Source organism: Burkholderia sp. E168m15 (genome assembly GCF_016586105.1).
Taxonomy (GTDB): domain Bacteria; phylum Pseudomonadota; class Gammaproteobacteria; order Burkholderiales; family Burkholderiaceae; genus Burkholderia; species Burkholderia orbicola.
In genome coordinates, this window is sequence record NZ_BCPO01000101.1 from 90,071 (window position 1) to 100,826 (window position 10,756).

Annotated in this window: 9 protein-coding genes; 6 read left to right on the plus strand and 3 right to left on the minus strand. The window is 67.5% G+C overall.

The features are described from left to right. Positions 1 to 20: 20 nt before the first annotated feature. The 3 genes from betA to betI are packed head-to-tail and all read right to left on the minus strand — an operon-like array spanning position 21 to position 3,824. Positions 21 to 1,721, minus strand: a complete 1,701-nt coding sequence (gene betA / locus JMF86_RS16960) for a choline dehydrogenase (RefSeq protein ID WP_011547081.1) — start codon at positions 1,719 to 1,721, stop codon at positions 21 to 23. 16 nt (positions 1,722 to 1,737) lie between these two features. Then, positions 1,738 to 3,207, minus strand: coding sequence for a betaine-aldehyde dehydrogenase (gene betB / locus JMF86_RS16965; protein ID WP_011547082.1), 1,470 nt, complete (start codon positions 3,205 to 3,207; stop codon positions 1,738 to 1,740). A 32-nt stretch (positions 3,208 to 3,239) separates the two neighbouring features. Continuing rightward, positions 3,240 to 3,824, minus strand: coding sequence for a transcriptional regulator BetI (gene betI / locus JMF86_RS16970; protein WP_006480642.1), 585 nt, complete (start codon positions 3,822 to 3,824; stop codon positions 3,240 to 3,242). 724 nt (positions 3,825 to 4,548) lie between these two features. On the opposite strand from betI, the gene JMF86_RS16975 reads away from it, so the two are divergent. The 6 genes from JMF86_RS16975 to JMF86_RS17000 all read left to right on the plus strand — a co-directional run. After that, a complete protein-coding gene (locus tag JMF86_RS16975; RefSeq protein WP_011547083.1) occupies positions 4,549 to 5,451 on the plus strand; it encodes an alpha/beta fold hydrolase in 903 nt (300 codons plus the stop codon). 67 nt (positions 5,452 to 5,518) lie between these two features. Beyond that, a complete protein-coding gene (locus tag JMF86_RS16980; RefSeq protein ID WP_011547084.1) occupies positions 5,519 to 6,088 on the plus strand; it encodes an isoprenylcysteine carboxylmethyltransferase family protein in 570 nt (189 codons plus the stop codon). Positions 6,089 to 6,105: 17 nt separating this feature from the next. After that, positions 6,106 to 7,389: a glycosyltransferase gene (locus JMF86_RS16985; RefSeq protein ID WP_011694821.1), complete on the plus strand. Its 1,284-nt coding sequence runs from the start codon at positions 6,106 to 6,108 to the stop codon at positions 7,387 to 7,389. Further along, the gene (locus tag JMF86_RS16990) at positions 7,386 to 8,981 is read left to right on the plus strand and encodes a DHA2 family efflux MFS transporter permease subunit (RefSeq protein WP_011547086.1); all 1,596 of its coding nucleotides are present in this window, start codon (positions 7,386 to 7,388) and stop codon (positions 8,979 to 8,981) included. Before JMF86_RS16985 ends, JMF86_RS16990 begins: the two co-directional genes overlap by 4 nt. Positions 8,982 to 8,991: 10 nt before the next feature. After that, a complete protein-coding gene (locus JMF86_RS16995) occupies positions 8,992 to 9,930 on the plus strand; it encodes a glycosyltransferase family 2 protein (RefSeq protein ID WP_011547087.1) in 939 nt (312 codons plus the stop codon). Positions 9,931 to 9,941: 11 nt separating this feature from the next. Next, positions 9,942 to 10,756, plus strand: an 815-nt coding sequence (locus JMF86_RS17000; RefSeq protein WP_374039665.1) for a TolC family protein, incomplete at its 3' end; no start/stop codon positions are given.

Here is a 10,756-nt window from a genome sequence, read left to right on the forward strand (position 1 = left end):
CCGGGCAGGCGCCGTCTTCGTCAGACCGTCTCGGGTTGCCGCACGGCCTTCGCCACATTGCGCGCCGGTGCGCCGTTCGCGACGAAGTACGGCACGTCGACCCGCGCGAGCGGCGTGCGGCCGCGGATCTTGTCGGCGATCTTCTCGGCGATCATGATCGTCGGCGCATTCAGGTTGCCGGTCGTGATGATCGGCATGATCGACGCATCGACGACACGCAGCCCGTCGAGCCCGTGCACGCGGCCTTCTTCATCGACCACCGCCATGTCGTCGTAGCCCATCTTGCACGAGCACGACGGATGGAACGCGGTTTCCGCGCGCGCCCGCACGAACGCGTCGAGTTCCTTGTCGCTCTTGCAGTCGGCGCCCGGATTCAGCTCGCGGCCGCGATAGCGGTCGAGCGCCGGCTGCCGCATGATCTCGCGCGTCGCGCGGATCGCATCGCGGAACTCGCGCCAGTCGAGCGCTTCGGCCATGTAGTTGAACAGGATGCTCGGATGGTCGTTCGGATCGCGCGAGCGCAGCTTCACGCGGCCGCGGCTCGGCGAGCGCATCGAGCCGACGTGCGCCTGGAAGCCGTGCATCTCGATCGCGTTCGAGCCGTTGTAGTTGATCGCCACCGGCAGGAAGTGATACTGGATGTTCGGCCACGGGTCGTCGTCGCGCGTGCGGATGAAGCCGCCCGCCTCGAAGTGGTTGCTCGCGCCCAGGCCCGTGCCGTTCAGCATCCATTCGAGGCCGATCTTCGGCTGGTTCCACCACTTGAGCGCCGGGTACAGCGAGACCGGCTCCTTGCACTCGTACTGGATGTACATCTCCAGGTGATCCTGCAGGTTCTGGCCGACGCCGGGCAGATCGAGCACGACCGGAATGTCGAGTTCTTTCAGCCACGCGCCGGGGCCGACGCCCGAGCGCTGCAGCAGTTGCGGCGACGCGATCGCGCCGCTGCACACGAGCACTTCGCGGCGCGCATGCGCGGTCGCGCGCTCGCTGCCGCGCAGGTAGGTCACGCCCGACGCGCGCTTGCCGTCGAACAGGATGCGGTCGGCGAGCGCGTGCGTGACGATCTCGAGGTTCGGCCGCACCTTTGCCTGGTCGAGGTAGCCGCGCGCGGTGCTCGCGCGGCGGCCCTTCGGCGTGACGGTGCGGTCCATCGGGCCGAAGCCTTCCTGCTGGTAACCGTTGAGGTCGTCGGTGCGCGGATAGCCCGCCTGCACGCCCGCGTCGACCATCGCCTCGAACAGCGGGTTCACGCCCGGCTTGCTGGTCGTGACCGACACGGGGCCGCTGCCGCCGTGATAGTCGTTCGGGCCGACGTCGCGCGTTTCGGCTTTCTTGAAGTACGGCAGGCAGTCGAGATAGGTCCAGTTCTCGAGGCCCTTGTGCGTCGACCAGTTGTCGTAGTCGAGCGCGTTGCCGCGGATGTAGCACATCCCGTTGATCAGCGACGAGCCGCCGAGCCCCTTGCCGCGCCCGCATTCCATCCGGCGGTTGTCCATGTGCGGCTCGGGATCGGTCTCGTACGCCCAGTTGTAGCGGCGGCCCTGCAGCGGATAGGCCAGCGCCGCCGGCATCTGCGTGCGGAAGTCGAAGCGGTAGTCGGGGCCGCCCGCTTCGAGCAGCAGCACCGTGACGTCCGGATCTTCCGTCAGGCGCGTTGCGAGCACGTTGCCCGCGGAACCCGCGCCGCAGATGATGTAGTCGTATTCGCGTGTCGTCATGACGGATCTCCTTGTCTCAGAACACCGGGTTGTAACGGCCGAGCTCGACCTGCACCGACTTGATTCGAGTGTAGTGCTCGAGCGTCGTGATGCCGTTCTCGCGCCCGACACCGGATTGCTTGTATCCGCCAACCGGCATCTCGGCCGGCGATTCGCCCCACGTGTTGATCCAGCAGATGCCGGCTTCGAGGCGATGGATCGCGCGGTGCGCGCGCGACAGGTTCTCGGTCACGACACCGGCCGCGAGCCCGTAGTGCGTGTCGTTCGCGCGGGCGATCACTTCGTCCTCCGATTCGAATTCGAGGATGCTCATCACCGGCCCGAAAATCTCTTCGCGCACGATCTTCATGTCGTCGCGGCAATCGCCGAACACGGTCGGCGCAACGTACTGGCCGCTGCCGAAGTGGCCGTCGGTCAGGCGCGTGCCGCCCGCGAGCAGCTTCGCGCCTTCGGCCTTGCCGCTTTCGATGAAGCCGAGCACCTTGTCGAGTTGCGCGGCCGACACGAGCGGGCCGAAGTTGGTGTCGGCATCGGTCGGCTTGCCGACGCGGATGCGCTTCACGCGTTCGAGCACCTTCTGCGTGAACGCGTCCTTGATCGAGCGGTGCACGAACACGCGCGTGCCGTTCGTGCAGACCTGGCCCGAGCTGAAGAAGTTGGCGGTCACCGCGATGTCGGCCGCGCGGTCGAGGTCCGCATCGTCGAACACGATCAGCGGCGACTTGCCGCCGAGCTCCATCGTCACTTCCTTCAGCGACGACGCGCCGGCCAGCGACATCACTTTCTTGCCGGTCTCGACGCCGCCGGTGAACGACACCTTCGCGATGTCCGGATGGCCGGTGAGCAGCGCGCCGACCGAGCCGTCGCCCTGCACGACGTTGAACACGCCGGCCGGCACGCCGGCTTCCGTATAGATTTCCGCGAGCTTCAGCGCGGTGAGCGGCGTGACTTCGCTCGGCTTGAACACCATCGCGTTGCCGGCCGCGAGTGCGGGCGCCGTCTTCCAGCACGCGATCTGGATCGGATAGTTCCACGCGCCGATGCCCGCGCACACGCCGAGCGGCTCGCGGCGCGTGTACACGAACGACTCGGCGCGCAGCGGCACCTGCAGCCCTTCGATCGCGGTCGCGAGGCCCGCGTAGTACTCGATCACGTCCGCGCCGGTGACGATGTCGACTGCGAGCGTCTCGCCGATCGGCTTGCCGGTGTCGCGCGTCTCGATGGCCGCGAGTTCGTCGTTGCGTTCGCGCAGCAGCTCGACCGCGCGACGCAGGATGCGCGAGCGCTGCATCGCGGTCATTGCGGCCCATTCGCGCTGGCCTTCCTGGGCGGACGCAACGGCGCGGTCGACGTCGGCCGCGCTGGCCTGCTGCACCTGCGCGAGCAGTTCGCCGGTGGCGGGATCGAAGGTGTCGAAAGTCTTGCCGCTGGTGGCGTCGACGTAACCGCCGCCGATGTAGAGGCGCTGCAAACCGTATACGGACATGAGGATCTCCTTGAGGGCGACTGCGTCGCGCGTCAGTCGGACGCGAGCAGCAGGTCGATGTAATCGTGGGCGAGCTTCAAAGCGGCCCGGGTGTCGATCGGGCCGCCGGCGAGTGCGCCGCGCAGCCACAGGCCGTCGATCAGCGCGGCGAGGCCGCTGGCGGCTTCGCGCGCCTTCGCGAGCGGCAACGCCTTCGCGAATTCGGCGCACAGGTTCGAATGCAGGCGCCGCGTGTTCACGTGCTGCAGGCGCTTGAGCATCGGGTCGTGCATGCTCTGCGACCAGAACGCGAGCCACGTCTTCATCACGGGCGCGCTGACCTGCGTGTCGTCGAAGTTCGCGGCGACGACCGCGCGCAGCCGCGAACGCGGGTCCTTGCGTGCGGCGACGCGGCGGCGCGTGGTGGCCGACCACAGATCGCGCAGCACGTGCCGCATCGTCGCTTCGAGCAGGCCGTCCTTGTCGCCGAAGTAATGGCTGACGATGCCCGTCGAGATGTTCGCGCGTTGCGCGACCGATGCGAGCGTCGTGCCGGGCAGGCCAGCTTCGTCGATCGAGCGCAGCGTGGCGTCGATCAACTGTGCGCGGCGGATCTCCCGCATTCCGACTTTCGGCATCGTGACTCCCTTCGCCCGGGCGGGCCGTCGTCCATGGAAGTCGAGAGCTTAGCGATTTTTTATTGATCGTTCAATCAATAAAAAATCGGGGCCGAAGGGGAGACTGCGTTCCAAACGGGGCACGATGCTTCGCGTCCGAAGCTCATGTGCAGGTGCGGAAAGACGGTTGAAAGAAGATTAACTAAGTTTGAATCTGTTTAAAACGGACCGTGAAAATATGACGCAATGCAGAGGACCGTTTCCAGACTCGATTCCATTACAAACCGAAAGAGTGTCGAAAACTGCAATATTATTCACGATATGAAATCGTCAAATCGGATTGTGGGGGTGTACGGTTTTCTAAAAACCGTTTCAATCAAGCGATCTAAACAATATAACTGATTGAATCAAAACGATAATTTGTGTTTTTTGAATGCTGGATCGAATTGCTAGCAAACGATTGCGATGATCCTTTTTGAGATTCCGCATACCATGGAAATTGATAAGAAAATTTGAACTTGGCGTATTTCCGGGCCGAGTAGAGGGATTTTTGGAATGACTTGAGTAAGTAATATCGACCGTATTAGTATGGCGCCGCACCATGAGGAATGAATGGCGTCGCCGGCAATTGCCGCGACGCGTCGGCGATGACCGTGTCGATCGACCGCGCACGCAGCCGGCGCCAGCCATTGCGCACTTGCAGCATGCCGCGACGTCGAGACGCCGCATCCACCGGAGAACGACGATGCCGACCGAAAAACACGTGGTCCCGCTGCCGAATGGTCTGAAGGTCTACGTCGAACAGAACGTGTTCGACCCGGCGTTCGACACGGCGATGCTCGTCAACGGCGCGCTCGCGACCACCGCGTCGTTCGGCCAGACCGTCCAGTATCTCGGCGAGCGGATGAACACGATCTGCTTCGATCTGCCGTATGCGGGGCAGTCGCGCCAGCACAACCCCGGCTGCTTCATCCTGACCAAGGACGACGAAGCCGCGATCCTCCAGTACCTGGTCGAGCATTTCGCGCCGGCGTACCTCGTTTCGGTGTCGTGGGGCGGCGTCGCGTCGCTGTTCGCGCTCGCACGCGGCTGCCCGAGCGTGCGGCGCGCGGCGATCTGCTCGTTCTCGCCGTTCCTGAACGACGCGATGGTCGACTACGTGACGCGCGCCCGCGACCACATCGCGGCCGGCGAAAACCTGAAGGCCGCGCAGTTGCTGAACGACACCGTGGGCCGCTATCTGCCGCGCATCATGAAGCTGTACAACTACCGGTATCTGACGCGCCTGCCGCGCGACGAGCAGGATCAGGTCGCGTTCCACGTCGACCAGATCCTGTCGCTGCAGCCCGAGCGCTACTTCAGCGAATTCGCGAACATCGGCTGCGAGCTGCTGTTCCTGAACGGCGAGCGCGACGAGTACACGACGCCGGCCGACGTGCGCCAGCTCGGTGCGCACGTGGCGCGCGCACGGTTCGCGACGGTGCCGGACGCCGGCCACTTTCTCGACATCGAAGGCCGGGCGCAACGCGAATACACCCGTGCCGCGTTGCTCGATTTCTTCTGCGGCGAGGCGGCCGCCGCGGCCGGCGTCGCGCGTGCTGCCGCACATGCGTGCGTGCCCACGCCGATGCACGCGCTGTCGTCGTGACGCCATCCGTCGTGCAGCGGGCGCGTCCCGCGCATCCGAATTCCCATCCCAACGAGGCAGGCCAGCCGTGAATATCGTTCAGACCATCGCCATCGTCGTTCCGTGGGCCGCGTGGCTCGCGTACTGGATCGCCACGTCGCAGGGCGTCAAGACCACCGTGCGCAAGGAGGCGTCGCGCTCGCGCACGCTGCAGTCGATTCCGCTGATCGTCGGCGGCGCGCTGATCATCCTGCCCGATCCGTCGTGGCAGGCGCTCGTGCCCGACTGGCAGCGCTTCGGCCTGCAGGCGCAGTGCGGGCTCGCGGTGCTGGTAGCCGGCCTGCTGTTCTCGGTGTGGGCACGGCTGCATCTGGGCACGAACTGGAGCGTGTCGGTCACGTTGAAGGAAGACCACGAACTCGTGCGCACGGGGCCGTATGCGCTCGTGCGTCACCCGATCTACACCGGCTGCCTGATCGCGCTGGTCGGCGCCGCGCTGATCGGCGGCGAATGGCGCGGCGCGATCGGCGTGCTGCTCGTGTTTGCGTCGCTCGCGTACAAGGTGCGCGTCGAGGAGAGCTGGCTGACCGGATATTTCGGGCCGGCGTATGCGCAGTATCGCCGCGAGGTCGCGGCGCTGATCCCCGGCTTCTACTGACACCCGCGAGGCGCGCGATGGCGAAGATGATCGTGACCGCGATCGGCTCGGCGGGCGACGTGCATCCGCTGCTCGGCGTCGCGCGCACGCTGGCCGCGCGCGGTCACGACGTCGTGTTCTGCACGCACGCGCCGTTCGAGGCGACCGTGCGCCGCTGCGGGTTCGCGTTCGTGCCGGTCGGCACCGCGGCGGAATACGACGCGGCGATGGCGAACCCGGCGCTGTGGAATCCGCGCACGTCGTTCCGCACGCTGTGGCAGGTGATCGCGCCGACGTTGCGCCCGCATTACGACGCGCTGCGCGCGCTGACCGATGCCGATACGGTGCTGGTCGGCACGCTGTGGGCGTTCTCCGCGCGCTTCATGCAGGAACTGCACGGCACGCCGTACGTATCGGTGCAGGTGTCGCCGTCGACGCTGCTGTCCGCGCATGCGCCGCCGACTCACCCGCGCCTGACGATTCCCGCGCGCTGGCCGTTGCCGGTGAAGTCGGCGCTGATGACGCTGATCGAGCGGCAGGTGCTCGACCGCGTGTGCGGCCCGGCGCTCGATGCGGTACGCCGCGAGCTGGGGCTCGCGCCCGCGCGGCGCGTGCTCGGCCGCTGGCTGCATTCGACCGACGGCGTGCTGTGCCTGTTTCCCGGCTGGTTCGCGCCGCCGCAGCCGGACTGGCCGTCGAACCATCTGCAAAGCGGTTTTCCGTTGTTCAACGATATCGCGACACCCGACGACGATGGGGCACTCGATGCGTTTCTCGCGGCCGGCGAAGCCCCGGTCGTGTTCACGGCCGGTTCGACGCTCGTCGATCATGCGGCGTATGCGCGTGCGGTGGCGGATGCGCTGCGCGCGACCGGCGCACGCGGCATCCTGCTGACGCCGCACGATGCGGTGCAGGGCGACGACCGGCTGCTCGTGCGCCGCTTCGTGCCGATGCGCACGCTGCTGCCGCGTTGCCGCGCGCTCGTGCATCACGGCGGGATCGGCACGGCGGCGCTCGCGTGCGAAGCCGGCATCGTGCAGGTCGTCACGCCGTTCGCGCACGATCAGTTCGACAACGCGCAACGCGTCGTCGCGAACGGCTGCGGCGTGCGGGTCGACGGCCCGCTCGACGGCGCGCGGCTCGGCGCGGCGCTCGCACGCGTGCTCGACGAACCCGCGTTCGCGGTGCATGCGGAACGTACGCGTGCGCTGCTCGCGGCCGCGCCGGACGGCTGTGGCGCCGCCGCCGATTTCATCGAACGGTTCGTGCCCAGGCGCGGGCGCGCTGCCGCGCGGGCCGACGTCGCGGTGGCCGGCGCATGAGCACCGCGTCGCCGCTGCACGACGAGAGCGGCGCGCCGTCCGCGTTCGACGTGCCGGCGCCCGCGCCGGCCGCACAGCCGGTGCGCGGCATCCGGCTCGCGCTGCTGACGTTCGCGCTGTCGCTCGCGACCTTCATCGAGGTGCTCGACTCGACCGTGACGAACGTCGCGGTGCCGGCGATCTCGGGCAGTCTCGGCGTATCGAACAGCCAGGGCACGTGGGTGATCAGCTCGTATTCGGTCGCGGCCGCGATCGCGGTGCCGCTCACCGGCTGGCTCGCCCGCCGTGTCGGCGAGCTGCGGCTGTTCGTCGGCGCGGTGCTGTTGTTTACGCTGACGTCGCTGCTGTGCGGGCTCGCGCGCGACCTGCACGTGCTCGTGATCTGCCGCGCGCTGCAGGGGCTGTGTTCGGGGCCGATGGTGCCGCTGTCGCAGACGATCCTGCTGCGCACGTTCCCGCCCGACAAACGCACGATCGCGCTCGCGCTGTGGGCGATGACGGTGCTGCTCGCGCCGATCTTCGGGCCGGTGGTCGGCGGCTGGATCGTCGACAACTTCTCGTGGCCGTGGATCTTCCTGATCAACTTGCCGATCGGGCTGTTCTCGTTCGCGGTGTGCACCGCGATGCTGCGCCCCGACGCGCAGCGCGGCGCGGCCGGCCCGATCGACGTGCCGGGCATCGTGCTGCTCGTGATCGGCGTCGGCTCGCTCCAGGCGATGCTCGATCTCGGCCACGACCGCGGCTGGTTCGATTCGCCGCTGATCGTCACGCTCGCGGTGGTCGCGGCGCTCGCGATCGTGTCGCTGCTGATCTGGGAAGCGGGCGAAGCGCATCCGGTGGTCGACCTGAGCCTGTTTCGCGACCGCACGTTCTCGTTCTGCGTGCTGATCATCTCGCTCGGGATGATGAGCTTCTCCGTGGTCGGCGTGGTGTTTCCGCTGTGGATGCAGGCCGTGATGGGCTACAACGCGTTTCATGCGGGGCTCGCGACCGCGTCGCTCGGCGTGCTCGCGCTGGTGTTCTCGATCCTCGTCGGGCTGCATGCGCACCGCTTCGATGCGCGCGTGCTCGCGACGTTCGGCTTCCTCGTGTTCGCGGCCGTGCTCGCCTGGGACGCGCAGTTCACGCTGAAGATGACGTTCGCGCAGATCGCAGCACCCGGGCTGATCCAGGGCATCGGGCTGCCGTGCTTCTTCATCCCGCTGACCGCCGCGACCTTGTCGCGCATTCCGGACGACCGGCTCGCCGCCGCGTCGAGCCTGTCGAATTTCCTGCGCACGCTGTCGGCCGCGTTCGGCACCGCGATGAGCGTGACGCTGTGGGACAACCGCGCGACCTATCACTACGACGTCGTGTCGCAATCGGTCACGCATGCGTCGGCGAACACGCAACGCTTCGTGCATGCGTTGAACGCGATGGGCGTGGACGGCGTGCGCGAACTGACGACCTTGCATCACGTCGTGATGCAGCAGGCCTACATGATGGCGACCAACGACATGTTCTGGATGGCGAGCATGACGTGTCTCGCGCTCGCCGCGATGATGTGGCTGACGCGGCCCAAGCGCGGCGCGGCCGCATCGTTCGGGCATTGAGGAGCGGACCATGACGACACTCGGCGCACTCGTGATCCTGTATCACCCGAGCGACGCGCAGCTCGACGCGCTGCGCGCATGGCGGCACGCATGCGACGCGCTGCTCGTCGTCGACAACACGCCGCAGCCCGATGCGCGGGCACGCGAACTGTGCGCCTGCGAAGGCATCGCGCTGCTGCATCACGGCAATCGCGGCGGCATCGCGGGCGCGTACAACGCGGGGCTTACGGCGCTGTTTCGCGACGGCCTCGATGCGGTCGCGCTGTTCGATCAGGATTCGTCGGTGCCGGCTGCGTATTTCCCGGCGATGCGCGATGTCTGCGCGGGGCTCGCGCGGCGTGCGTTCCTCGCCGGCCCGCGCATCTTCGACGAGAACGCGCGCAGCTTCCTGCCCGAACTCGCGACCAACGGCATCGGCTTGCGCCGCCTGCGCATCGAGCCGGGCACGCCGATGCAGCGCTGCGCGTTCCTGATTTCGTCGGGTTGCGTCGTGTCGCGCGACGCGTTCGACGTGCTCGGTCGCTTCGACGAGACGCTGTTCATCGATCACGTCGATACCGAATACAGCTTCCGCGCGCTGGCGCGCAACGTGCCGCTCTATGTCGTGCCGTCGCTGGTGCTGCCGCACCGGATCGGCGCGAAGCATCGGCACGCGATCGGCCCTTTCGAAATGACGTCGATGAATCACTCGTGGCAACGGCGCTACTACAGCGCCCGCAATGCGGTGCAGCTCGGGATGCAGTACGGGCTGCGCTTTCCGGTGGCGCTCGTGCCGAACCTGCTGACCGTGTGGCAGGTCGTGCAGATCGCGCTGGTCGAGCGCGACAAGCGCGCGAAGCTGGCCGGCATCCTGTTCGGCGTCGCGGACGGCCTGTTCGGCCGGCTCGGCCCGCTCGAGCGCACGCGACCGCGTCTGGCCGCGCGGGCGCGGCGCGTTCGGCAGGGGTGACGATGCGACGGATGATTCAAGCGGCGGGTTCGGCGCGTGGCGTGAAGGGCGGCTCGATGATCGCGGCCGCCGCGGCATTGCTCGCGTTGGCCGGATGCGTGCCGTCGGGCTTCCTGCCGTCGCTGTCGCTGCGTGCGCCGGCCGACGATGCGCTCGCGCATACCGCCGGCCCCGGCGCGAACGGCGCATGGCCGGCGCCCGACTGGGTGAAGCAGTTGCAGGACCCGCAGCTCGACGACCTGGTCGCCGAGGCGTCGCAGCACAACCCGGATCTACAGGTCGCGCAGGCGCGGTTGCGGATCGCGCAGGCGCAGCTTCAGCAGTTCGATTCGCTGACCGGTTTGACCGGCACGGCCGGCGCGACGATCAGCCGGGCACGGATGCCGAAACCCGGCGACATTGCCGACGTGACGGCCGGCGGCTATCGCGTGCCGGTGCAGATCTTCGGCGATCCGAACGTATCGCCGTCGTCGGTCTTCGTCGGGCTGAACTACCAGCTCGACCTGTGGGGCAAGAACCGCGCGGCGACGAAGAGCCTGATGTCGCTGCGCGACGCGGCCGGCGTCGAAGCCGAACAGGTGCGGCTCACGCTCGCCGTCGCGATCGTCACCGTGTATTGCCAGCTCGACCAGGCGTACGCGGTGCGCGACCTGTTGCAGCAGAAGCTGAAGATCAGCCAGCGCGTGACGGCCGTGCTGCGCGAGCGCACCGCGCGCGGCCTCGACAACGCGTACGACGCGAGCGATGCGTCGATCAAGCGCAGCCGTCTGCTCGAGCAGATCGCGCTGAACGACGAGCAGATCAAGCTCGCGCAACTGCAACTCGG

What these genes read in the sequence shown, in the direction of transcription:
- betA (WP_011547081.1), bottom strand. Translation starts at nt 1,721, where the DNA reads ATGACGACACGCGAATACGACTACATCATCTGCGGCGCGGGTTCCGCG.
- betB (WP_011547082.1), bottom strand. Translation starts at nt 3,207, where the DNA reads ATGTCCGTATACGGTTTGCAGCGCCTCTACATCGGCGGCGGTTACGTC.
- betI (WP_006480642.1), bottom strand. Translation starts at nt 3,824, where the DNA reads ATGCCGAAAGTCGGAATGCGGGAGATCCGCCGCGCACAGTTGATCGAC.
- JMF86_RS16975 (WP_011547083.1), top strand. Translation starts at nt 4,549, where the DNA reads ATGCCGACCGAAAAACACGTGGTCCCGCTGCCGAATGGTCTGAAGGTC.
- JMF86_RS16985 (WP_011694821.1), top strand. Translation starts at nt 6,106, where the DNA reads ATGGCGAAGATGATCGTGACCGCGATCGGCTCGGCGGGCGACGTGCAT.
- JMF86_RS16990 (WP_011547086.1), top strand. Translation starts at nt 7,386, where the DNA reads ATGAGCACCGCGTCGCCGCTGCACGACGAGAGCGGCGCGCCGTCCGCG.
- JMF86_RS16995 (WP_011547087.1), top strand. Translation starts at nt 8,992, where the DNA reads ATGACGACACTCGGCGCACTCGTGATCCTGTATCACCCGAGCGACGCG.